This window comes from Streptosporangium oxazolinicum (genome assembly GCF_039537505.1).
Taxonomy (GTDB): domain Bacteria; phylum Actinomycetota; class Actinomycetes; order Streptosporangiales; family Streptosporangiaceae; genus Streptosporangium; species Streptosporangium oxazolinicum.
This window is the reverse complement of record NZ_BAABAQ010000004.1, coordinates 268,046-291,243: the sequence shown is the minus strand read 5'-3', so window position 1 is coordinate 291,243 and position 23,198 is coordinate 268,046. Positions and strand designations below refer to the sequence as shown.

Annotated in this window: 17 protein-coding genes; 12 read left to right on the top strand and 5 right to left on the bottom strand. The window is 70.0% G+C overall.

Annotated elements, in window-relative coordinates:
- The first annotated feature begins 84 nt into the window (after positions 1-84).
- From ABD817_RS14205 to ABD817_RS14190, 4 genes are all read left to right on the top strand, one after another.
- Entirely contained in the window at positions 85-885 is an 801-nt protein-coding gene (locus tag ABD817_RS14205; RefSeq protein ID WP_344918345.1) for a sulfotransferase family protein, read from the top strand.
- 77 nt (positions 886-962) lie between these two features.
- A complete protein-coding gene (locus tag ABD817_RS14200) occupies positions 963-2,126 on the top strand; it encodes a glycosyltransferase family 4 protein (RefSeq protein ID WP_344918344.1) in 1,164 nt (387 codons plus the stop codon).
- 477 nt (positions 2,127-2,603) lie between these two features.
- Entirely contained in the window at positions 2,604-3,989 is a 1,386-nt protein-coding gene (locus ABD817_RS14195) for a family 2B encapsulin nanocompartment shell protein (protein WP_344918343.1), read from the top strand.
- A gap of 57 nt (positions 3,990-4,046) precedes the next feature.
- The gene (locus ABD817_RS14190; protein ID WP_344918342.1) at positions 4,047-5,087 is read left to right on the top strand and encodes a family 2 encapsulin nanocompartment cargo protein polyprenyl transferase; all 1,041 of its coding nucleotides are present in this window, start codon (positions 4,047-4,049) and stop codon (positions 5,085-5,087) included.
- Positions 5,088-5,319: 232 nt separating this feature from the next.
- Here the strand turns inward: ABD817_RS14190 and ABD817_RS14185 are convergent, their stop codons facing one another.
- Both ABD817_RS14185 and ABD817_RS14180 read right to left on the bottom strand, forming a co-directional pair.
- Positions 5,320-6,471: an acyl-CoA dehydrogenase family protein gene (locus ABD817_RS14185; RefSeq protein ID WP_344918341.1), complete on the bottom strand. Its 1,152-nt coding sequence runs from the start codon at positions 6,469-6,471 to the stop codon at positions 5,320-5,322.
- Positions 6,472-6,627: 156 nt separating this feature from the next.
- On the bottom strand, positions 6,628-7,359 hold the full coding sequence (locus ABD817_RS14180; protein WP_344918340.1) for a hypothetical protein: 732 nt from the start codon (positions 7,357-7,359) through the stop codon (positions 6,628-6,630).
- 337 nt (positions 7,360-7,696) lie between these two features.
- On the opposite strand from ABD817_RS14180, the gene ABD817_RS14175 reads away from it, so the two are divergent.
- From ABD817_RS14175 to ABD817_RS14160, 4 genes are all read left to right on the top strand, one after another.
- The gene (locus ABD817_RS14175) at positions 7,697-9,334 is read left to right on the top strand and encodes an ABC-F family ATP-binding cassette domain-containing protein (RefSeq protein WP_344918339.1); all 1,638 of its coding nucleotides are present in this window, start codon (positions 7,697-7,699) and stop codon (positions 9,332-9,334) included.
- An 85-nt stretch (positions 9,335-9,419) separates the two neighbouring features.
- Positions 9,420-10,400, top strand: coding sequence for a LacI family DNA-binding transcriptional regulator (locus tag ABD817_RS14170; RefSeq protein ID WP_344918338.1), 981 nt, complete (start codon positions 9,420-9,422; stop codon positions 10,398-10,400).
- A 537-nt stretch (positions 10,401-10,937) separates the two neighbouring features.
- The gene (locus ABD817_RS14165) at positions 10,938-11,489 is read left to right on the top strand and encodes a hypothetical protein (protein ID WP_344918337.1); all 552 of its coding nucleotides are present in this window, start codon (positions 10,938-10,940) and stop codon (positions 11,487-11,489) included.
- A 46-nt stretch (positions 11,490-11,535) separates the two neighbouring features.
- Entirely contained in the window at positions 11,536-12,507 is a 972-nt protein-coding gene (locus ABD817_RS14160; protein ID WP_344918336.1) for a hypothetical protein, read from the top strand.
- A gap of 59 nt (positions 12,508-12,566) precedes the next feature.
- On the opposite strand, the gene ABD817_RS14155 is transcribed toward ABD817_RS14160, so the two are convergent.
- A complete protein-coding gene (locus tag ABD817_RS14155; RefSeq protein WP_344918335.1) occupies positions 12,567-13,067 on the bottom strand; it encodes a hypothetical protein in 501 nt (166 codons plus the stop codon).
- A gap of 128 nt (positions 13,068-13,195) precedes the next feature.
- Between ABD817_RS14155 and ppgK the strand changes: the two genes are divergently transcribed.
- The 3 genes from ppgK to hrpA all read left to right on the top strand — a co-directional run bounded on the left by ppgK (position 13,196) and on the right by hrpA (position 21,079).
- Positions 13,196-13,927, top strand: coding sequence for a polyphosphate--glucose phosphotransferase (ppgK, locus tag ABD817_RS14150; RefSeq protein WP_344918334.1), 732 nt, complete (start codon positions 13,196-13,198; stop codon positions 13,925-13,927).
- 554 nt (positions 13,928-14,481) lie between these two features.
- On the top strand, positions 14,482-16,785 hold the full coding sequence (locus tag ABD817_RS39575) for a glycoside hydrolase family 6 protein (RefSeq protein WP_425583344.1): 2,304 nt from the start codon (positions 14,482-14,484) through the stop codon (positions 16,783-16,785).
- 397 nt (positions 16,786-17,182) lie between these two features.
- Entirely contained in the window at positions 17,183-21,079 is a 3,897-nt protein-coding gene (gene hrpA, locus ABD817_RS14135; protein ID WP_344918333.1) for an ATP-dependent RNA helicase HrpA, read from the top strand.
- Between the two features lie 9 nt (positions 21,080-21,088).
- On the opposite strand, the gene ABD817_RS14130 is transcribed toward hrpA, so the two are convergent.
- On the bottom strand, positions 21,089-21,691 hold the full coding sequence (locus ABD817_RS14130; protein WP_344918332.1) for a Uma2 family endonuclease: 603 nt from the start codon (positions 21,689-21,691) through the stop codon (positions 21,089-21,091).
- Positions 21,692-21,916: 225 nt separating this feature from the next.
- Between ABD817_RS14130 and ABD817_RS14125 the strand changes: the two genes are divergently transcribed.
- Positions 21,917-22,564 (top strand): HAD family hydrolase, encoded by a 648-nt coding sequence (locus tag ABD817_RS14125; RefSeq protein ID WP_425583358.1) that lies wholly within the window; start codon positions 21,917-21,919, stop codon positions 22,562-22,564.
- A gap of 236 nt (positions 22,565-22,800) precedes the next feature.
- Here ABD817_RS14125 and ABD817_RS14120 read toward each other — a convergent pair whose 3' ends face one another.
- Positions 22,801-23,130 (bottom strand): DUF5709 domain-containing protein, encoded by a 330-nt coding sequence (locus ABD817_RS14120; RefSeq protein WP_344918331.1) that lies wholly within the window; start codon positions 23,128-23,130, stop codon positions 22,801-22,803.
- Positions 23,131-23,198: the final 68 nt, after the last annotated feature.

Here is a 23,198-nt window from a genome sequence, read left to right as displayed (position 1 = left end):
ATGGACTGGCAGCGCAAGGCAAACGACGCCCTTGTCAAGCTTACCGGATTCCAGCTTAACCGAGTAGGGAAAGTTGGTACACCGGTGACCGTACGGGCACCCGCGGCCGTGGAGGAGTCGTTCAGGCCGCCCGCGGACCCGGAGGCCGACCGGCTGCTGGACGCCCCGATCTTCATCCTCTCGCCGGTGAGATCCGGCTCCACGCTCCTGAGGGCACTGCTCAACGCCCACTCGATGCTGCACGCCCCGCACGAGCTGCACGTACGCAGGCTCCGGGTGGAGTTCGGCACCTCGCTGGCGGAGAAGGCGATGGGAGCCCTCGGGCACGACCGGGCCGACCTGGAACACCTGCTGTGGGATCGGGTGCTCCACCGCGAGCTGGTCAGGAGCGGCAAGACGTTCGTCGTGGACAAGACCCCGGCCAACGCCTTCGCGTACCGGCGCATCGCCGCGTGCTGGCCGGACGCCCGCTTCGTCTTCCTGCTGCGCCACCCGGCGTCCATCGCGAGCTCGTGGTACGAGGCGGGCGCGGGCAAGAGGACGCCCGAGGAGGCGGCGCTCGACGCCCTGCGCTACATGAAGGCCGTGCAGCGGGCGCGGGGGGCGCTCAGCGGGTGCACCGTGCGCTACGAGGACCTGACCGCCGATCCCGAGGCCGAGGCGCGCCGCCTCTGCGACTTCCTCGGCGTCCCCTGGGAGCCGGAGATGCTGACGTACGGGGAACAGACAGTGCTGGAGAAGGGGCTCGGCGACTGGAAGGACAAGATCCGCTCGGGGAGCGTGCAGCCCGCGCGCGACCTGCCGGGGGTGGGGGAGATCCCCGAGTCGCTCAGGCCGATGTGCGAGAGCTGGGGATACCTGCCGCACGCCGCGGAGCCCGCGTGACGGCGCCCGGGGCGCCCGGGGCTCCCAGCGCTTCCGGGGCTCCCAGCGTTTCTGGGGCTTCCGGCGCTTCCGGTGTGATGAAGATCCGCTACATGCTCCTGCACGCGTACGGCATGGGCGGGACGATCCGCACGGTGATCAACCAGGCGAACGCGATGGCCGCCGCCGGGCACGAGGTCGAGATCGTCAGCGTGGTGCGCCGGAGGGAGAAGCCCCAGTTCACGATCGACGAGCGCGTCCGCCTCCTGGCGCTGTCGGACCAGCGTGACGGCAGGCCCGTCGACTCGGTGGGGCGCAAGGCCTGGCGGCGGATCCGCGGCAAGATCGTGCCCGCGGGGGAGTTCGCGGCCTCCTACTTCACCGAACGCGTGGAGCGGGCCGTCATCGACTACGTCTCCGCGCTCCAGGACGGCATCCTGGTCACCACCCGTCCCGCGCTGAACCTCATCTCCGCCCGGCGCACCCCCGCGAGCGTCGTGAGGATCGCCCAGGAACACATGAACCTGGCGACCCACCCCGAGACGGTCCGGTCGGCGATCGCCCGCCACTACGGCGACCTGGACGCGGTGGCCGTGCTCACCGGGACCGACAGGAGGGAGTACCAGGCGCTCCTGCCCGGCACTCCCGTCGTGCGCATCCCCAACGCGGTCGGCTCCGTACGGCGCCCACCCGCCCGGCAGGAGGACAGGCTCGTGGTCGCGGCCGGGCGGCTCGTCGGGCAGAAGGGCTTCGACCTGCTGATCCCCGCGTTCCGGCAGGTCGTCGACCACCACCCCGACTGGCGGCTGCGCATCTACGGCACCGGCCCGAAGAAGGACGCGCTGAGCGGGCTCCTGAAGAAGCACGGGCTGCGTGACAACGTCACCCTGATGGGACGCACCGACCGCCTCGACGAGGAGCTGGCCAGGTCCTCCTTCTACGTGCTCAGCTCGCGGTTCGAGGGGCTGCCGATGGTGATGATCGAGGCGATGACCCAGGCGCTGCCCGTCGTCGCCTTCGACTGCCCGACCGGTCCGGCCGACGTGCTCACCCCCGAGATCGACGGGCTGCTCGTCCCACCCCGGGACGTCGACGCCCTGGCGGCGGCGATGATCCGGCTCATCGAGGACCGGGGGCTGCGGGAGCGGATGGGGGCCGCCGCGGCCGTCACCGCGCGCGACTACACGCCCGACGTGATCATGCCGCTCTGGGAGAACCTGTTCGCCGAACTCCTGGGCGGCGCGCCGGACCGGGCACGCTGACCGGCTCTGCCGAACTTTCCGTTTTTTACGGTAAATCGGGAAATGTAGCCTTCGCTGTTGTCCCGCAGTGCCTTCGCGTGAAGCCGAGGCGGCCGGGGATTCTCCGCGCCGTGCGACGGGGTTTCCCGCGTCGCGATGTCGTCCGCCGGGGATACGCGGTGCGATGTCTGGTATGACGGATATCCCCAGCTCATAAAGCCCACCATGCGCATGAAGCGCTGAGATGAATAAGACATTCAATCTTTTTCGGGCATTTAGCGATGGCGGCTTTGTCAATTGTCGGCCAGGTCGTATCCAATGCTTGACGGGATATTTAAGGGCGACCCAAAATTGAGCCGTCCACGGTGGCGGGCCATATCCGGCTCCGCGCATCGGGGGGTCAACGATTCTGCCGTTTCTGTCGCGGGTAATTGGCGTTCCCCCTGGTTGTTCCATGGCTTCTCCCCTGTCAGTACGAGTACGGATCGGTGGTGTGTTGTGACGGAGTTCGAGGCTGGCCGGTCGCAGCTGAGTCTGAGTACGGACGCCGCGCGTAACCTGGCGACGACGACCAAGTCGACTCCCCAGATGCAGGAGATCACCTCACGGTGGCTGCTGCGGATGCTCCCCTGGACGCAGGTCTCGGGCGGCACCTACCGCGTCAACCGGCGGCTGACCTACACCATCGGCGACGGGCGGGTGAGCTTCACCAACTCCGGGGCGCAGGTGGCGGTCATCCCTGCCGAGCTGTGCGAGCTGCCCCTGCTGCGCGGGTTCGACGACTCCGACGTCCTCGACGCGTTGGCGGGCCGGTTCGTCCAGCGGGAGTTCAGGGCCGGTGACGTGCTCGCGGAGGCGGGGCAGCCGGCCGATGAGGTCGTGCTCATCGCGCACGGCAAGGTCAACAAGGTCGGCACCGGGCCGTACGGCGACGAGATCGTGCTGACCGTGCTGGCCGCGGGCGACCACTTCGGCGACGACGCGCTGGTCGGCGACGAGGGCGAGTGGCCGTTCACCGCCAAGGCGGTCACCAGCGGCACGGCGATGGTCCTGCCCCGGCACGCCTTCCTGGAGCTGGCCGACCAGGCGGAGGCGCTCCAGACCCATCTGCGGCAGCGCGAGACGGCCTCCCGCGGACCACAGAACAAGTACGGCGAGGCCGCCGTCGAGGTGGCCGCCGGGCACCGGGGAGAGGCCGACCTGCCGGGCACGTTCGTCGACTACGAGCTCACCCCGCGCGAATACCAGCTGAGCGTCGCGCAGACGGTCCTGCGGGTGCACAGCCGGGTGGCCGACCTCTACAACGACCCGATGGACCAGATCGAGCAGCAGCTCCGGCTGACGATCGAGGTGCTGCGCGAGCGGCAGGAGCACGAGCTGATCAACAACCGCGAGTTCGGGCTGCTGCACAACGCCGACCTCAAGCAGCGGATCCACACCCGCACCGGCCCGCCCACCCCCGACGACCTCGACGAGCTGCTCAGCCGCCGCAGGAGCACGAGCTTCTTCCTCGCCCACCCGCACGCCATCGCCGCCTTCGGCCGCGAGTGCAACGCGCGCGGGCTCTACCCGCAGGGCGTCGACGTCGGCGGCAGCGGGGTGCCCGCCTGGCGCGGCGTCCCCATCCTCTCCTGCAGCAAGATCCCCATCACCGGCACCCGGACCACCTCGATCCTGGCCCTGCGCGTCGGCGAGGACAACCAGGGGGTGATCGGCCTGCACCAGACCGGCATCCCCGACGAGTACCAGCCCAGCCTCTCGGTCCGCTTCATGGGCATCAGCGAGAAGGCGATCATCTCCTACCTGGTCAGCGCCTACTACTCCGCGGCCGTCCTGGTGCCCGACGCGCTCGGCATCCTGGAAGACGTCGAGATCGGCCACTGAGACGGGGCGAGCGATTCACACACCTTCGGACCGGCCGCTGAGCGAGGGAGAGCAAGCATGACGACCATCGAGACGTCGACGGGCGGGCGGTCCGCGGGTGAGGTGCTGGCCTGGAGCCGGGACATGGTCGGGGCGACCCTGCGCCCGGCGGCCGACACGCTGCCCGCCTCGATGAGGCGCATCGCCGGATACCACTTCGGCTGGTGGGACGAGAAGGGCAGGCCGTCCGCGACCGGCGGGGGCAAGGCGATCCGTCCCGCGCTCGCCCTGCTGTCGGCCGAGGCCGTCGGAGGTCCCGCCGTCGCGGCGCTCCGGCCGGCGGCGGCCGTCGAGCTGGTGCACGACTTCTCCCTTCTGCACGACGACGTGATGGACGGTGACCGGACCCGCCGCCACCGCCCCACGGCCTGGACCGTCTTCGGCGTCAGCCCGGCCATCCTGGCCGGTGACGCGCTGCTGACGCTCGCCTTCGACGTGCTCGCGACCGGAGGACACCCGGTCACCGCCGAGGCGACCAGGATCTTCAGCACCGCGGTCCAGGAGCTGCTGGACGGCCAGAGCGCGGACGTCGCCTTCGAGGAGCGCCGGGACGTCGGGCCGGCCGAGTGCCTGAGCATGGCGGTCGGGAAGACCGGGGCCCTGCTGGGGTGCGCCTGCGGACTCGGCGCCCTGTTCGGCGGCGGCGCCCCCGAGCAGGTCGAGCACCTCGTCGCCTTCGGCAGGGACCTGGGGCTGGCGTTCCAGCTCGTCGACGACCTGCTCGGCATCTGGGGAGACCCCGCGGCCACCGGCAAGCCGGTCCACTCGGATCTGCGCAGCCGTAAGAAATCCATCCCGGTCGTCGCCGCCCTGACGTCGGGCACCCCGGCCGGACGGGAGCTGGCCGGGCTCTACCACCGCGAGCAGCCGCTGTCGGACACCGAGCTGGTCCACGCGGCCAAGCTCGTCGAGGCCGCGGGCGGGCGGGACTGGACCCAGGTGGAGGCCGACGAGCTGCTCGCGCGGGCCCTGCGTCACCTTGAGGCCGTGGGCGCGCGGCCCCGGCCCGCTGCCGAGCTGGCCGCACTCGCCCGTCTCGTCACCCGTCGCGACCACTGACCGGCGCCGTGGTGCGTCGTGCTCGTCTTCCCGGCGGGGCGTTCAGACGAAGTCGCGCTCGTCTCCCTGACGGATCGTTCAGGCGAGGGCGGCCCGTGGCGCTTATCCGAAGCGCGCTCGTCACCCGCCGCGACCACTGACCGGCGCCGTCGTGCGTCGTGCTCGTCTCCCCGATGGGGCGCCCAGACGGAGGTGGTCCGTGGCGCTCGTCGTGCTCGTCCCAGTGGGGCGTTCAGACGAAGGCGCTCGTGCCGGTGATCGCCCGTCCCACGATCAAGGTGTTGATCTCTCGCGTCCCCTCGTAGGAGTAGATCGCCTCGGAGTCGGCCACGAACCGGCCGACGTCGTAGTCGAGGACGATGCCGTTGCCGCCCAGGATCTCCCTGGCCCATCCCACGGCCTCGCGCATCCGAGCCGTGCAGAAGGCCTTGGCCATGGCCGAGTGCTCGTCCTTGTAGACGCCCGCGTCCTGGAGCTGCGCGAGCCGCACCACCATGCCCAGCGAGCAGGTGACGTTGCCCAGCATCCGCACGAGCAGGTCCTGCACGAGCTGGAATCCCGCGATCGGCCGCCCGAACTGCTCGCGCGTTCCGGCGTACTCCAGCGCGAGCTCGTAGGCGCCCGTCATGCACCCCACCGCCTGCCAGGCCACGCCGCCCCGGGTCTGCCGCAGGATGGTGCCGGTGTCGCGGAAGCCGTTCGCCTTCTGCAGCCGGTTGGTCTCCGGCACCAGGCAGTTGGTGAGCGTGATGTCGGCGTTCTGGACCGTGCGCAGGGCTATCTTGTTCTCGATCTTCGTCGCGGCGAAGCCGGGCGTGCCCTTCTCCACCACGAATCCCTTGACCTGGCCGTCGGCCTCGTCCTTGGCCCACACCACGATCAGGTCGGCGAAGGTCGCGTTGCCGATCCAGCGCTTGGCCCCGTTGAGCACCCACACGTCGCCTTCGCGCCGGGCCGTCGTGCGCAGCCCCGCCGCGACGTCGGAACCCCCCTCGGGCTCCGTCAGCGCGAACGCCCCGATCTTCTCCATCGCCGCCATCGGCGGCAGCCACCGCTCCCGCTGCTCCTCCGAGCCCAGCCGGTCGATGCTGCCCATCGCGAGGCCGTTGTGGACGCCGAAGAACGTGCCCATCGACGGATCCACCCGGTTCATCTCCAGGACCACGAACCCGGTCAGCAGGCTGCGCGCCCCCCGGTAGGCCAGGCCCGCGATGTCGAGCTTGGCGAGCTCGGGAATCAGCTGGTGGGGGAAGCGGGCGTTGGTCCACGCCTCGTTCGCGATGGGCGCGACCTCGCGCGCCATGAACTCCCGTACCCGGAGCACGATCTCCTTCTCGTGCTCCTCCAGCAGTTCGGAGTAGTCGTAGAAATCACCCGTCGTCATCGGCGCGGCTTCCCTCCGGTCGTCGTACCCCTTCGCTGCCCGAAAGCCGGAGGATCAAGCGGGGTACGCCGGAAACGACGGAGGCCCGGGTCGCCCCGGGCCTCCGCGTCGGTCGCCGTCCGGCACCGTCCGGCCGTGGTGCGGCCTCAGGTGGGACTACCAGCGGCGGGTGTACACGCGCACCCCGTCGGACCGGCTGCGGCTCTCGGCGAGCTTGTCGGTGCCGTCGAAGATCGCGCGATACTCACCGCTGCTGTACGCGCGGGCCTTGGCGCGGAAGGTGCCGTTCCAGCCGGTGTCGGGGGAGGTCACGAACTTCCAGGTGTTGGAGCCGCGCTTGCGGAAGTAGATCTCCACCTCCTCGCCCCGCACGCCCTTCCAGCGGTCGTCGTCGACCTGGAGACGGCCGGTGAAGTAGACCCAGCGGCCCTTGCGGACCTTCTCGGGGCTCGCGGAGAACCGGTAGACGCGGGTCTCGGCCTTCTCGTCCTCGTGGACGACGGAGAAGTTGACCTCGTCGGTCACCTTCTTGCCGTCCTTGTCGTACGCGTCGGCGATCGCGACCCAGCGGCCCTCGAAATCGTTCTCGTCGAAGCTGGTGGTGAAGCGCCACAGGTCACCCTGGTGCAGGAGCCTGGGCTCCTGGGCGGCCTGGGTGCGGGCCTGGTCGGAGACCGGCCTGAGGCGCAGCTCCACGCGGGTGGCCTCGGTGGTGCGGACCTCGATGGTGACCCTCGTGTCGTCGTCTCCCTTCACGACGACCGGGTTCGGGCTGACGTTGTCGATGCGCACACTGAGAGCGACTCGCTCCGCGGAGGCCGTTCCCGCGGACAGGAGCAGCGGGCCGCTCACCGCCGCCGACAGCAGACCGATGGCGATTCGTTTCATCAAGACGCTTTCCTCTTCTCCCCGTTCTCGGAGGCGGCCAGGGTTGACCGTCCCCGTTCCATAAGACGGCACAGAAGCGACTGATGTTGCCTGAAGTCCGCAAAAAAGGGAGTTTAGATCTCCGTAAGGTAACGTTTTCCGGTGGGAATAGCCAGGTCAACCATCAATAATCGAGTCCCGGAAATTTTTTCTCCGACACATACGATATGTCCGATTTGTCGGGAATAAGGTTTGAGGGGGAGGGGGCCCGGTCCGCGACGAGTCGGAGTTATTAACCGGACTTAACGGACATATGGCGCGAGGCGCCGGGGTGTCCGCGGGCGGATAGCGTTCGGGTATGAGTGCCACCATCGTCACCAAGGATCTGGCCGCCGGGCACGGCGACCGAGCGCTTTTCGCCGGGCTCGACCTGGTGGTCGCCCCCGGCGACGTCGTCGGCCTGGTCGGGGTGAACGGCGCGGGCAAGTCCACCCTGATGCGGATCCTGGCGGGGCTGCTTCCTCCCGAGCACGGCTCCGTGCGGCTCAGCCCGCCCTCGGCGTCGGTCGGCTACCTTCCCCAGGAGCGCGAGCGTCGCGCGGGGGAGACGATCGCGGACTTCCTGGCCCGCCGTACCGGGGTGGCCGCCGCGCAGCGCGCGCTGGACGCCGCGACCCAGGGGCTGGTGGAGGGCGCCCCGGGCGCCGACGACGACTACGCCGTCGGCCTGGAGCGCTGGCTCGCCCTGGGCGGTGCCGACCTGGAGGACCGGGCCGGGGAGGTCGTCGCCGAACTCGGCCTCGCGGTGGAGCTCGACCGGCCGATGACGGCGCTCTCCGGCGGCCAGGCCGCGCGGGCGGGCATGGCCTCCCTGTTGCTCAGCCGCTACGACGTCTTCCTGCTGGACGAGCCCACCAACGACCTCGACCTGGAGGGGCTGGAGCGGCTCGAACGCTTCGTCACCGGCCTGCGCGCCGGGACCGTCCTGGTCAGTCACGACCGCGAGTTCCTGGCCAGGACCGTGAACCGGGTCGTCGAGCTCGACCTCGCCCAGCAGCTGATCAGGGTGCACGGCGGCGGCTACGAGGCCTATCTCGCCGAACGCGAGGTCGCCCGCAGGCACGCCCGCGACGAGTACGAGGAGTACGCCGACACCGTCGCCTCCCTCAAGCGGCGCGCGGGGATGCAGCGCGCCTGGATGGAGAAGGGCGTCAAGAACGCGCGGCGCAAGGCGTCCGACAACGACAAGATCGGCCGCAACCTCCGTACCGAGACGACAGAGAAGCAGGCCGCCAAGGCCCGCCAGACCGAGCGGCTGATCGAGCGGCTGGACGAGGTCGAGGAGCCTCGCAAGGAGTGGGAGCTCCGCATGGAGATCGCGGTGGCCCCGAGGTCGGGGGCCGTCGTCGCGACGCTGCGCGACGCCGTGGTCCGGCGCGGCGCGTTCACCCTCGGCCCGGTGAGTCTGCAGGTCGGCTGGGCCGAGCGGGTGGCGGTCACCGGCGCCAACGGCTCCGGGAAGTCCACCCTGCTGGCCGCGCTCCTGGGCCGGCTCCCGCTGGACGAGGGCGACGCCTCACTCGGCCCCGGCGTGGTCGTCGGCGAGGTTGACCAGGCGCGCGAGCTGTTCCTCGGCGACGAATCCCTGGTGGACGCCTTCGCCGCCGCCGTACCCGACATGGTTCCCGGCGACGTCCGCACGCTGCTCGCCAAGTTCGGGCTGCGTGCCGCGCACGTGCCGCGTCCGGCCGCCACCCTGTCGCCGGGGGAGCGGACCCGGGCCGCGCTGGCGCTGCTCCAGGCGCGCGGGGTGAACCTGCTCGTGCTCGACGAACCGACCAACCACCTGGACCTGGCCGCGATCGAGCAACTGGAGTCCGCGCTCGCCTCCTATCCCGGTACGCTACTGCTGGTCACCCACGATCGCCGGATGCTGGACGCGGTGCACACCACCCGGCGGATCCACGTCGACGGCGGCCGGATCACCGAAAGGTGAACGGGACGGCCACCCGGACCTGACTGCTGACGCAACTTTCGCAAGTCGCTGCAAGTAATTGCTTCTCTTGCCTTATAGTTTCATCATGACGCGACGGCTTGCAGAAGTGGCCAAGAAGGTCGGGATGAGCGAGGCGACGGTCAGTCGCGTGCTCAACGGGAAGCCCGGAGTGTCCGAGGCGACCCGTGAGGCCGTCCTCACGGCGCTCGACGTGCTCGGCTACGAGCGGCCGACCCAGCTGCGGGGTGACAGGGCACGACTGGTCGGGCTGGTCCTCCCCGAGCTGCAGAACCCCATCTTTCCCGCGTTCGCCGAGGTGGTCGGGGGTGCGCTGGCCCAGCAGGGGTTCACCTCCGTGTTGTGCACCCGGACCCTGGGCGGTGTCTCCGAGGCGGAGTACGTCGACCTGCTGCTCCAGCAGCAGGTGTCCGGCGTCGTCTTCGCCGGGGGGCTGTTCGCCCAGGCCGACGCCCCCCACGAGCACTACGAGCTGCTGCGGGAGCGGCGCCTGCCGACCGTGCTGGTGAACGCCGCGGTCGCGCACCTCGCGTTCCCGCAGGTCTCGTGCGACGACGTGGCCGCCGCCGAGATGGCTCTCGGCCACCTGCGGTCGCTGGGCCACGAGCGGATCGGCATGGTGCTCGGCCCCCCCGACCACGTGCCCTCGCGGCGCAAGCTGGACGCGGCGGACCTCGACCCCGAGTTCATAGAGCACACCATGTTCTCCCTGGAAGGGGGGCACGCGGCGGCCGCGCGGCTGATCCGCAGAGGCGTGACCGGCGTCATCTGCGCCAGCGACGTGATGGCGCTGGGCGCGATCAGGGCGGCCCGCAGGGCGGGGCTCTCCGTGCCCGACGACGTCTCGGTGATCGGCTACGACGACTCCGCGCTGATGAACTGCACCGACCCGCCGCTGACGACGCTGCGCCAGCCGATCGACGCGATGGGCCGGGCGGTCGTCGACCTCCTCGCGGCCCAGATAGACAAGGCGCTGGTCCCGGCCGACGAGTTGCTCTTCGAACCCGAGCTGGTGGTCAGGGCCTCGACGGGCCCGGTCAAGCGCTGAGAGGCCCGGCCGGGAGGCGTGTTCTTCGCCGGTGAGGGGGGGTGGGTGACACCGGCCCTTTCACCGGCCGGGTGACACCGGCCCCTTCACCGGTCGTCCCGGCGCCTCGGGCACGCGGGACCCGAGATGGCGACCGCCGCGACGCGGGACCCGCCTCCGGCCGCGTTCATGGATGATCTAACATCCCGCGTCGTTATCTTCCGAATTCGCATTCATCTGTTACCAACATATGTCACGAATAAGAAGCCAGTGTGTCCTTGGCTTCCTGAGCTGACACCCCGGCAGTGGCTCCGCGGCGGCCTCGAACCGGCTCGCGTGACGACCCGAGTTTTCCGGGAACTCCCCGAAATCGTGCCACGTGACCCCTTTGTCCCCTTCCGGGGCTTTGGTCGTCACAGGAACATCTCCGGGTCTCCCGTTTGCCGTTTTCGTCACTCTGAGTAGTTGGGGATCTCTTAGAGTTATCGCGACAAGTGTGGAAGATCACTCACTTGCCACCCCCCGAAGACATGTCTCGTCATTCGGAAGGAAGAGATCTTGCGTAAGAGATTCGTCGTGCTCACCTCGGCGGGCGTAGGCGCTCTGATGTTCATCCTGGCGGCACCCGCGGTGGCCGCCCCCACCGCCGACACCGTCGTCACGTTCTCCGTGGAGGCGGGAAGCCTGGACATCGTCGCGCCGGCCGGCCCGATCGATCTCGGCTCGGCTCCCCCCGGCGGCACGATCACCGGGCAGATCGGCCCGGTGTCGGTCTCCGACACCCGCGGTGGGGCCGACTCGGTCTGGACCGCGACGGTGTTCGCGACGGACTTCACCGACGCCGAGCTGACGATCCCCTTCACCTCCGTGGAATATTGGTCCGGGCCGGCGACGGCCACCTCCGGCGGCGGCGTCTTCATCCCCGGTCAGCCCACGGCGGACGACGCCGTCCCCCTGACGGGTACGACGCAGACCGCCATCCCGGCCATGGCCCACACGGGAGGCACGGGAGGCAGCACGGCGACGTGGAACCCCACGCTGATCGTGAACGTCCCCATCACGGCCCAGGTCGGCGACTACACCGGGACGGTGACACATCAGGTGGCGTAGCCGGATCGCTGGAACGCTGACGCTGCTGGCCGCGCTGTGTCCGGGCGTGGCCGGTGCGTCGGCCAACGCGTCGGCCGGTGCTTCGGCCGGCGCGAGCCCGGTCGCCGACGATCGCCGGGGCATGATCGGCGTCCGCCTTCTCGAAGCGCCGGTCAGTCGCCGCGGCGATCCTCGCGCGCTCTCCTACATCGTCGACCATCTCAATCCCGGCACCACCATCCGGCGAAAGATGGAGATCTCCAACACGTCCGGAAAACCCCAGCACGTCAGCCTGTATCCGGCCGCCGCCGACGTCGTCCGGAACAGCTTCAACGCGCCGCAGGGCCGCCCCCGGAACGAGCTGGTGAGCTGGATGTCGCTCGACCGCCACTCGGCCGACCTGCCGCCCGGCGGCACGTCGACCGCCCAGGTGACGATCAAGGTGCCGCCCGTCGCCTCGCGTGGCGAGCGGTTCGGCGTCGTCTGGGCGGAGGTCGCCGCCGAACCCGACGACCTCCACCCCGTGCGCGTCGTCAACCGGGTCGGGATCCGCGTCTACCTCGATGTCGGGCCGGGCGGGGAGCCACCGTCGGACTTCCGCATCGAGAGCCTGACACCCGCGCGCATCCCGGATGGGAGCCTGCAACTGCGGGCACTGGTCCGCAACACCGGCGAGCGGACCCTGGACATGAACGGGTCACTGTCGCTGACGGACGGCCCCGGCGGCCTGCAGGCCGGGCCTTTCCCCGCCGACCTCGGGGTCACACTGCTTCCGGGATCCATCGCCCCGGTGACCGTGACCATGGACGGGCGGATGCCCGACGGTCCGTGGAAGGGCAGGCTGGTCCTGATGAGCGGCATGGTGAAACGGGCGGTCACCGCCACCCTCACCTTCCCGGCGAAGGGCGAGGGCCCTTCCGTCGAGCCCGACGAGAACTACCTGCCCCTGGTGGGGCTGGTGGCCGGGCTGGTCGTGCCCGCCACCGCCCTCGGCGTCATGGTGCGCCGCAGGCGCAGGGCCGCCGCCCCGGTGAGCTGACGCTCCCGTCGAGGCGGCGGCCCGGTGGCCGTGCCGGGCGGGGAGATCCCGCCCGCCACTCACTTCGAGGTGTAGAGGACCTTCCAGCTGCCCGCGTACAGGCAGTTCAGGGAGGGCTTGGAAGCCTTGGCCTCGGAGCAGACCTTGAGCTCGACCTGGTAGAGGTCGTGCTGGGTGAACGTGAACGGCTTCGGGGTGCCGTACGAGCAGTCGACGACGCTGCGGTGCTTGAACGGCAGGTTCTTGCCGTCGGGGGTCCGGTAGGTGAGGCGGAAGACCGCCCAGCCGCAGGAGGGGCCCCTGGTCAGGTCGTAGACCTTGCCGGAGATCCTGCCCGTCTCGGCGGCGGGGATGACCGCGTGGTCCTCACCGGAGACGGTGAGCGATCCGTTCGCCTTGGCCTTCCTGCCGGGGGCGTAGTAGGTGCCCCACGGGCCGGCGTCCTGCGCGGCCGTCGGGCCGGTGGTCACCGGGCCGGTCGCCGCCTGGGCGGTCGCCGGTGCGATGGAGACGAGGGCGGCGGTGAGGGCGAATCCTGTGAGGAAGCGGCTGATCGTCATGGGAGGAGTTCCTTTCCGGCTGCGAGGACCACAGTGTGTGATGAACCGCTTTCAGCCGGGTTGACCGCTCCTGCAAACGAGTATCAGTCGCCTATCACGGGGAAGGGGGAGTCAACAGGAGGTAAGCAATGGAAGCGCTGGGAATCGACATCGGTGGGTCGGGGATCAAGGGTGCGCCGGTGGACGTGGCGATGGGGCGGCTGACGCGGGAGCGGCTGCGCATCCCCACGCCGGATCCCGCCAGGCCCGAGGCGGTGGCCGAGGTGGTGGCGCAGATCGTCAAGCACTTCGCCTGGGACGGGCCGGTGGGGGTGACCTTTCCCGGGGTCGTGGTCGACGGGGTCGCCAGGTCGGCCGCGAACGTGGACAAGGACTGGATCGGCACGGACGCGCAGAGGCTGTTCTCCAGGGCGACGGGGCTGTCGACGACCGTGCTCAACGACGCGGACGCGGCCGGGCTGGCCGAGGTGGCGGCGGGCGCCGCCAAGGGCAGGAGGGGCGTGGTGATGCTGCTGACCTTCGGCACCGGGATCGGCAGCGCCCTGCTCATCGACGGCCGCCTGGTGCCCAACACCGAGCTCGGCCACCTGGAGATCAGGGGCAAGGAGGCCGAGAAACGCGCCTCCGACCACGCGCGCGAGGCACACGACCTCGACTGGGACGAGTGGGCCGAGAAGGTGCAGGAGTATCTGGAGCACCTCGAGGCGCTCTTCTCCCCGTCGCTGTTCATCATCGGCGGAGGGGTGAGCAAGAAGGCCGACAAGTTCCTGCCGTTCATCAAGCTGCGCACCCCGATCGTCCCCGCCGGTCTCCAGAACGAGGCGGGCATCGTGGGCGCCGCCATGGCGGTCATGGAGTAGCGGCGGCTCCGCTCGGGGACGCGTTTTCACGCAGACCGGGGATCTTGCCCGGGTATGTGCTTTCACGCAGGTCGGTGGTTCTGCTCGGGTGCGCGTTTTCGTGCAGGGTGGTGGTTCCGGCCGGGTACGTGTTTTCGCGCAGGTCGGCGGTTCTGGCCGGGTAAGTGTTTTCGCGCAGGTCGGCGGTTCCGGCCGTGTACACGCTTTCGCGCAGGCGGCTCGGAAGGCCGGCGCGGGCGAGGACTGGCGTGAGCGAGGAGTGGCGCCCCTGCCCGGGGGCGCGCTTTCCACCGGTGGTCGGGAGACCGGCTCGCGCCCGGCGTGGGCGGTGCCGCCGGAAGGCTCCCGGGGCACCCACCGGCGGTTACCACGCACCGTCCGGGAGCGGCTTCGGAGAGGAGTCTGAAACTTTCATCCCGCCGGAAATCCGTTCGGTGAGGTCAGGGGCTGGGACGGTCCCATTCAGGGGCCCCCGACGTGCAACAAGCTGTACACATCCGTGAAACATCCGGACTATGGGAGCGCTCCCACCATCGTCCTGGAGATGATCACGAATGACAGTCAATCCGCGCCGCCATACCTGGCGCAACCGGGTGGCGACCATGGCGGCCATGCTCATGGCCGCCGCCGGTCTCGCCACCGGGCAGGCCGCCACGGCGCACGCCGCGGTCGCCTGCGACGTCGCCTACACCACCAACGACTGGCAGGGCGGATTCACCGCCAGCGTCACCCTCAAGAACCTCGGTGACCCGCTCACCAGCTGGACCCTGGGCTTCGCCTTCACCGCCGGGCAGACCCTCCAGCAGGGCTGGTCGGCGACCTGGTCCCAGTCGGGCACCCAGGTCACCGCGAGGAACCTCTCCTGGAACGGCGCCCTCGCCACCGGCGCCTCCACCAGCCTCGGCTTCAACGGATCGTCGACCGGGAGCAACCCCAAGCCCACCGCCTTCACGGTCAACGGCGTGACCTGCGGCGGGCAGCAGCCGGGCAACCAGCCCCCCACGGTCAGCCTGACCAGCCCCGCCTCCGGCTCCTCCTACCAGGCCGGTGCCGCCGTGCCGCTCGCGGCGACCGCGAGCGACGACGGCTCCGTCAGCAAGGTGGAGTTCTACGTCGACGGCACGCTGGTCAACACCGACACCAGCGCCCCCTACTCCTACTCCGCCACCGGTCTGGCGTCGGGCTCTCACACCGCCAGGGCGAGGGCCTACGACAACGCCTCCCCGGCGCTCTCCACCGAGACCGCCGCGGTCCCCTTCACCGTGGGCGGCGGCACCTCGACGCCGTCGATCGTCGCCTCCCCGACCTCCCTCAGCGTCCCCGAGGGCGCTTCCAGGACGGTCGGTTTCCGGCTCAGCCAGGCGCCGAGTGGCAACGTCACCGTCAACCTGACCAGGACGGGTGACACCAGCATCACCATCGCGCCCGCCACGCTGACGTTCACCACCGCCAACTGGAACACGGCGCAGAACGTGACGGTCTCGGCGGCCCAGGACAGCGACCAGGTCAACGGCACCGCCACCATCGCGGCCACCGCCACCGGCCACACCGCCGCCTCCGTCGCGGTGACCGAGGCCGACGACGACGGCGCCCCGCCGAACGGCGAGCACGTCGACAACCCGTACGCCGGAGCCGACGGCTACGTGAACCCCGACTGGTCGGCCAAGGCCGCCGCCGAGCCGGGCGGCAGCGCGGTCGCCAACATCTCCACCGGCGTGTGGCTGGACCGCATCGCCGCGATCGCGGGCTCCTCCTCGGCGATGGGCCTGCGCGCCCACCTGGACGAGGCCCTGGTGCAGGACGCCGCCAACGGCAGCAGGCCGCTGACGATCCAGTTCGTCATCTACAACCTGCCCAACCGCGACTGCTCGGCGCTCGCCTCCAACGGTGAGCTGCTCATCGCTCAGAACGGTCTGAACCGCTACAAGACCGAGTACATCGACCCGATCGCCGCGATCATGGGCGAGTCCAAGTACGCGGGCCTGCGGATCTCGACGATCATCGAGATCGACTCGCTGCCGAACCTGATCACCAACCTCAACGTGCCGAAGTGCCAGGAGGCCAAGGACAGCGGCGCCTACGTCGAGGGCGTCCGCTACGCCCTGAACAAGCTGCACGCGATCAGGAACGTCTACACCTACATCGACGCCGCGCACCACGGCTGGCTTGGCTGGGACACCAACTTCGGCCCGGCCGCCGACCTGTTCGCGAGCACCGTCTCCGGCACCACCGCGGGCTTCGACAGCGTGGACGGCTTCATCACCAACACCGCCAACTACTCGGCGCTGCGCGAGCCGCACTTCACCATCAACACCACTGTCAACGGCCAGAGCGTCCGCCAGTCCCGGTGGCTGGACTGGAACTTCTACGTCGACGAGCTCTCCTTCGCCCAGGCCTTCAGGACCACGCTGATCCAGAAGGGCTTCCGGTCCACCATCGGCATGCTGATCGACACCTCCCGCAACGGCTGGGGAGGCTCGGCCCGCCCGTCCGCCCCCAGCACCTCGACGGACGTGAACACCTTCGTCAACCAGTCGCGCGTCGACCGCAGGATCCACGCCGGAAACTGGTGCAACCAGAGCGGCGCCGGACTGGGCGAGCGCCCGCAGGCCAGCCCCGCCACGGGTCTGGACGCCTACGTCTGGATCAAGCCCCCCGGCGAGTCCGACGGCTCCAGCAGGGAGATCCCGAACAACGAGGGCAAGGGCTTCGACCGGATGTGCGACCCGACCTACGGCGGCAACGAGCGCAACGGCAACAACGCGAGCGGTGCCCTGCCGGACGCGCCGATCTCCGGCCGGTGGTTCTCCGCCCAGTTCCGCCAGCTGCTCCAGAACGCCTACCCGGCACTCCCGTAACCCACTGATCCCGGGGCAACCCGCCGATCCCCAGTCCAACCGCCGATCCCCAGTCCAACCGCCGATTCCGGGTCCCGCTCTCGCGGGGCCCGGGTGAGCCCCGGCGCGACGGCCCCGTCACCCCGACCCCGGGGGGCGGGGCCGCTTCCTTCTCCTCCGGGTTCGCCATCTCCTTTCCCCGGTTTCCCGCCGCCGTGGAAACCGAATACGGGGGCCGGGAGAAGGGACCGGGAGCGGGCCGCCGTACGGCCGGATATTGGGATGCGGTGGCGCGGCGACTCGGGCAGCATGGGCGGTTGGGCCTTCACACAGGGGCCTTCAGGTGTGCGGCCTCACCCGCGTCTTCACGACCGCGGGTGAGCCTTCGCGCGTGGGCCGAAAGTATCCTGGGTTCAGTATGGGAACGCCTTCTTTGACATCGCCTCTCTCCGAGCTGCACGCGCGTCTGCCCGAGCTCACTCTGCGTGACCAGCGGCGGCTTCGCCGCAGGCTCGACGGGGCTCGCAGGGTCAGGAACCGCGCCGCGCAGCAGAAGATCGCCGCGGAGATCACCTCCGACATCGAGCGGGCCGAGCGGCGCGTCGCCCAGCGCCGCGCCGGTGTCCCCGCGATCACCTATCCGGAGGCGCTGCCGGTCAGCCAGCGCAGGGACGACATCCTGGAGGCGATCCGCGACAACCAGGTCGTGATCGTCGCCGGGGAGACCGGTTCCGGCAAGACCACCCAGTTGCCGAAGATCTGCCTTGAGCTGGGCCGGGGCGTCAGGGGCCTGATCGGGCACACCCAGCCCCGCCGCATCGCGGCCCGTACGGTGGCCGAGCGCGTCGCCGAGGAGCTCGACACCCCGCTCGGCGACGCCGTGGGCTACAAGGTGCGCTTCACCGACCAGGTGGGCGACGGCACCCTCGTCAAGGTCATGACGGACGGCATCCTGCTGGCCGAGCTGCAGAGCGACCGCGACCTCGACCAGTACGACACGCTCATCGTCGACGAGGCGCACGAGCGCAGCCTCAACATCGACTTCATCCTGGGCTATCTCAAGCAGCTGCTGCCGCGCCGCCCCGACCTGAAGGTGATCATCACCTCGGCGACCATCGACCCCGAGCGCTTCTCCAAGCACTTCGGCGGCGCGCCGATCGTGGAGGTCTCCGGCCGGACCTACCCCGTCGAGGTGCGTTACCGGCCGATCGCCGAGGACGACGACCAGATCCAGGCGATCGGCAACGCCGTCGACGAGCTGTGCGCGGAGGGACCCGGCGACATCCTGGTCTTCCTCAGCGGCGAGCGGGAGATCCGCGACACCGCCGAGGCGCTGTCGAAGCGCAAGGACGCCGAGATCCTGCCGCTGTACGCCAGGCTGTCCGCCGCCGAGCAGCACCGGGTCTTCCAGCGGCACACCAACCGCCGGGTCGTGCTCGCCACCAACGTGGCCGAGACCTCGCTGACCGTGCCGGGCATCAAGTACGTGGTCGACCCCGGATTCGCCAGGATCTCCCGCTACAGCCACCGCACCAAGGTCCAGCGCCTGCCCATCGAGGCGATCTCCCAGGCCTCGGCCAACCAGCGCAAGGGCCGCTGCGGCCGCGTCTCCGAGGGCATCTGCATCCGGCTGTACGAGGAGGACGACTTCGTCACCCGGCCGGAGTTCACCGACCCGGAGATCCTGCGCACCAACCTCGCCTCGGTCATCCTGCAGATGACCTCGATCGGCCTGGGCGACATCGGGGCCTTCCCGTTCGTCGAGCCGCCCGACCAGCGCCAGGTCAAGGACGGCTACGACCTGCTGCTCGAACTGGGCGCCTTCGACCAGGCCAGGAAGATGACCCCGCTCGGCCGCAAGCTGGCCGGGCTCCCGGTCGATCCGCGCCTGGCCCGCATGGTGCTGGAGGCCGACCACAACGGCTGCGTCCGCGAGGTCATGGTCATCGCCTCCGCCCTGTCGATCCAGGACCCGCGTGAGCGACCGGCCGACAAGCAGCAGGCCGCCGACGAGAAGCACCGCCGCTTCGCGGACAAGGAGTCCGACTTCGTCTCGTACCTGAACCTGTGGGAATACCTTCAGGAACAGCAGAAGGAGCTGTCGTCCAGCGCGTTCCGGCGGCTGTGCAAGGCCGAGTTCCTCAACTACCTGCGCGTCCGCGAGTGGCAGGACGTCTACGGCCAGCTCCGCCAGATGTCGAAGACCCTGGGCGTCACCCTCAACGGCACCCCCGGTGACGAGCAGAAGATCCACGTCTCCCTGCTGTCGGGCCTGCTGTCGCACGTCGGCGTCAAGGACATCGACAAGAAGACCGCCGACGCCGGTGGCGGACGCCGTCCCCCGAACGAGCCGCGCAGGCCCATGACAGAGTACGTCGGCGCGCGCAACGCCCGGTTCGCGATCTTCCCAGGGTCCGCGCTCGCCAAGAAGCAGCCGTTGTGGCTGATGTCCGCCGAGCTGGTGGAGACCTCCCGGCTCTGGGCCCGGGTCAACGCCAAGATCGAGCCCGAGTGGGTCGAGCCGCTCGCCCAGCACCTGATCAAGCGCACCTACTCCGAGCCGCACTGGGAGAAGAAGCAGGGCTCGGTGATGGCCTACGAGAAGGTCACCCTGTACGGCGTCCCGATCGTGGTCCAGCGCAAGGTCAACTACGGCCGGATCGATCCCGAGCTGAGCCGGGAGCTGTTCATCCGGCACGCCCTGGTCGAGGGCGACTGGGAGACCCACCACGCCTTCTTCAGGGAGAACCGCAGGCTGCTCGAAGAGGTCGAGGAGCTGGAGGAGCGGGCCCGGCGCCGCGACATCCTCGTCGACGACGAGACGCTGTTCGACTTCTACGACCAGCGCGTCCCCGCCGACGTCGTCTCCGGGCGCCACTTCGACTCCTGGTGGAAGAAGACCAGGACCGGCCAGCCCGACCTGCTCAGCTTCGAGAAGTCGATGCTGATCAGCGAGACGGCGGGCGACATCAGCCGGCGCGACTACCCCGACGCGTGGCACCAGGGTGGCCTGCGCTTCCCTTTGACGTACCAGTTCGAGCCCGGCACCGACGCCGACGGCGTCACCGCGCACATACCGCTCGCGCTGCTCAACCAGGTCAACGTCGAGGGCTTCGACTGGCAGATCCCCGGACTGCGCGAGGAGCTGCTCACCGCGCTCATCCGGAGCCTGCCCAAGCCCATCCGGCGCAACTTCGTCCCCGCCCCCAACTACGCCAAGAAGGCCCTGGAGCGGGCCGAGCCCACCCAGGAGCCACTGCTCGCGGTGCTGGAACGCGAGCTGCTGAACCTGACGGGCGTCCAGGTGCCGCGCGAGGCCTGGCAGCCCGACCTGGTCCCCGACCACCTCAAGATCACCTTCCGGGTGATCGACGGGCGCAAGCAGAAGCTGGCCGAGAGCAAGGACCTGGCCGGGCTGAAACGGCGGCTCGCCCCCAAGCTCCGCCAGACCCTGTCCAAGGCCGCCGACGGCCTGGAGAAGTCCGGCCTGACCGGATGGACCGTGGGCGCGCTGCCCAGGACGTTCGAGCAGCGCAGGATGAAGGCCTACCCGGCGCTCGCCGACGAGGGCGCCACCGTGGCCGTACGGATGTTCGAGACCGAGGCCGAGCAGCGCCGGGCCATGTGGGAGGGCACCCGCAGGCTGCTGCTGCTCAACACCCCGTCCCCGGCGAAATGGGTGCTCGGCCGCCTCGGCAACCAGTCCAAGCTCGCCCTGAGCCGCAGCCCGCACGCCGGGGCCACCGCGCTGTTCGACGACTGCATCGCCTGCGCCGCCGACCACCTCATGATCGAGCACGGCGGCCCGGTCTGGGACGAGCCGGCCTTCGCCGCCCTGCACGACAGGGTCCGGGCCGAGTTGTTCGACACCACCGCCGAGGTGGTCGCCAGGGTCGAGGGCATCCTCAAGGTCTGGCACACCGTCTCCACCCTGCTGCCCGGGTCGCGCTCCACCCCCGCGATCGAGGACATCCGTGACCAGGTGGCCAACCTCGTCTATCCGGGTTTCGTCACCGACACCGGCTACAGGCGTCTGCCCGACCTGCTCCGCTATCTCAAGGGGGCCGAACGGCGGCTGGAGAAGGTCCACGACGACGCGTTCCGCGACGGGGAGCGGATGAACAAGGTGCACGACATCGAGGACGACTATCACGAGCTGGTCGAGAAGCTCCCCCCGGCCCGCCGCTCCGACGACGACGTCCGCCAGATCCGCTGGATGATCGAGGAGCTCAGGGTCAGCTACTTCGCCCAGACCCTCGGCACCCCGTACTCGATCTCCGACAAGCGCATCCGCAAGGCGATGGAGAAGCTCTGAGCCCCGGGACTACAGGAAGATCGAGGTGTCGAGGTCGAAGTCGACGGGGGAGGGGATCCGCAGCGGCTTGCCCAGCTGGACGCGTGTGACGGTCTGGTAGGCGCCGCCCTCCGGGTCGCTCATGACCGTGACCGCCGGACGAGTGGCGATCGGGTCGACGAGCAGCATGATCGGCACTCCGCCCGCCGCGTAGACGCGAGGTTTGTCGTCGCGGTCGACGCGCGCGCTTCCGGGGGAGACGACCTCGGTGACCAGGATCAATCCGGAAGATCGTAGCTCCAGGGTGCCCCAGCGCGGGCAGTCGGCGGGGGCGAGCACGAAGTCGGGGACGAGGCTGTCGCGCGGGCCGTCGATGCAGACGTTCACTCCGCCCACGTGGGCGCGCCACTCGCGCTCCATGACGACCGGCTGCAACGCGTAGGACAGGAGCGTCGCGCTCCAGCTGTGCTCGGGGGTGCCCACGGGGCTCACGATCAGGTTCCCGTCGATGACTTCGGCGCGAAAGCCGGGGGTGGGGGGCAGGGTCTCCAGGAGATCCCGCGCCGTGCGGGCGGGGGGCGTCTCCTCCGGGGGAACGTGCCGGGCAGGACGTCCCCGTGTCGTCGTCACCATGAAGTGTCTCCCTCCGTGTCCGAACAGACACTCTAAGTGTCACATGGTGGCCCGGCTGGATGCGAGGCATATGCCCCGTGGTTATGGATCAGCTCGGCGGCGACGTGGCGGACACGCGGGTGTACGGGGCACCCTCGTGTGAGGGGCGCTCCGCGATGGTCCCGGCCGGTGTCGTTCCGCCCGGGCGGGCTACGATCGACGGGTTTGCACGGGAGGGGAGGCATCGTGGTCCGGGCGCTGGTGTTCGACGTGGGCGAGACGCTGATCGACGAGACGCGCATCTGGTCGCGCTGGGCCGACCGGCTGGGCGTGACCCGGTTCACCATGCTCGGCGTGCTGGGCGGCATGGCCGCGCTCGACAGGTCGTTCGAGGACGCCTTCCGGCTGCTGCGGCCCGGTTTCGACGTCGAGGCCGAGCAGGAGGCGTGGAGGCGCGACGACCCGGACGGGCTCCGCGTCAACTTCGACGCCGACGACCTCTACCCGGACGTGCGGCCCGCCCTGGCGGCGCTGCGCGACCTCGGCCACGAGCTGATCATCGCGGGCAACCAGCCGCCGCAGGCGCGCGACGCGCTCGCCGCGATGGACCTGCCCGTCGACGCGATACACACCTCCGACGGCTGGGGCGTCTCCAAACCGGCCCCGGAGTTCTTCGCCAAGGTCGTCGCGGTGTCGGGACGCGAGCCCGGAGAGATCCTCTACGTGGGCGACCGGCTGGACAACGACGTGCTTCCCGCGCGGGCGGCGGGCATGCGGACCGCGCTGATCCGCAGGGGTCCCTGGGGGCACCTCCACGCGGAGCGCCCCCGGGCCGCCGAGGCGGACCACGTCGTCGACGACCTGCACGCCCTGGTCGCGGCCCTCGCCCGCTGACCGCCGTACGACGGGAAGGTCAGGGGGCGCCCCACCGCGCGCCGACCCCGGCGCCCGGCCGTACCGAGGAGAGGACCCTGACGCCCAGTCGCACCGAGGAGGGGATCCCGGCCGGGGTCGTGCCCGGTGGTTCGCGGCCGGTGGTTCGCGGCCGGTTCGCGAGCCGCCGGGGTTCCCAGGGAGCCGAGGGTGCCGTCCGGTGGGTTCGTGAGGTGCCGGGATCCCCGACGGGGATCTCAGACGTCGCGATACTCGATGTCGGGTTCGATGTGGACGGCGCGCTCCTCGGTGGACAGGTCGCCGTCGTCGGGGCCGACGTCCGAGGCGTACTCCTCGGACGTCTCGTCGGGGCTCAGCCCCTCGTCCGGCGCCACCAGGCGGGTGTCCTCGCGCGGGGCCCGCTCGCGGTCCGGTGCCTCGCGCCGGAGGCGCTCGTCGAGGGTGTCCCGGTGCTCGTCGTCGTGTTCGACGATCTCGTGGTGGAGACCGAGGTCGTCGGTCCACTCCTCGACCTCGACCGCCTGCTCGTCGCTCAGACCCTTACGGTCCGGGGGTGTTTCGGTCATACCGCGGCCCTACCCGTTTTGTCGCCTTAAATCCCAGGTCGGATATCCCGGGGCCGTGACCGGGATTC

Bases quoted from the DNA above. Each gene is read 5' to 3' on its own strand.
- ABD817_RS14190 (WP_344918342.1), top strand. From the start codon at position 4,047: ATGACGACCATCGAGACGTCGACGGGCGGGCGGTCCGCGGGTGAGGTG.
- ABD817_RS14200 (WP_344918344.1), top strand. From the start codon at position 963: ATGAAGATCCGCTACATGCTCCTGCACGCGTACGGCATGGGCGGGACG.
- ABD817_RS14120 (WP_344918331.1), bottom strand. From the start codon at position 23,130: ATGACCGAAACACCCCCGGACCGTAAGGGTCTGAGCGACGAGCAGGCG.
- ABD817_RS39575 (WP_425583344.1), top strand. From the start codon at position 14,482: ATGACAGTCAATCCGCGCCGCCATACCTGGCGCAACCGGGTGGCGACC.
- hrpA (WP_344918333.1), top strand. From the start codon at position 17,183: ATGGGAACGCCTTCTTTGACATCGCCTCTCTCCGAGCTGCACGCGCGT.
- ppgK (WP_344918334.1), top strand. From the start codon at position 13,196: ATGGAAGCGCTGGGAATCGACATCGGTGGGTCGGGGATCAAGGGTGCG.
- ABD817_RS14180 (WP_344918340.1), bottom strand. From the start codon at position 7,359: ATGAAACGAATCGCCATCGGTCTGCTGTCGGCGGCGGTGAGCGGCCCG.
- ABD817_RS14155 (WP_344918335.1), bottom strand. From the start codon at position 13,067: ATGACGATCAGCCGCTTCCTCACAGGATTCGCCCTCACCGCCGCCCTC.
- ABD817_RS14130 (WP_344918332.1), bottom strand. From the start codon at position 21,691: ATGGTGACGACGACACGGGGACGTCCTGCCCGGCACGTTCCCCCGGAG.
- ABD817_RS14170 (WP_344918338.1), top strand. From the start codon at position 9,420: ATGACGCGACGGCTTGCAGAAGTGGCCAAGAAGGTCGGGATGAGCGAG.
- ABD817_RS14175 (WP_344918339.1), top strand. From the start codon at position 7,697: ATGAGTGCCACCATCGTCACCAAGGATCTGGCCGCCGGGCACGGCGAC.
- ABD817_RS14185 (WP_344918341.1), bottom strand. From the start codon at position 6,471: ATGACGACGGGTGATTTCTACGACTACTCCGAACTGCTGGAGGAGCAC.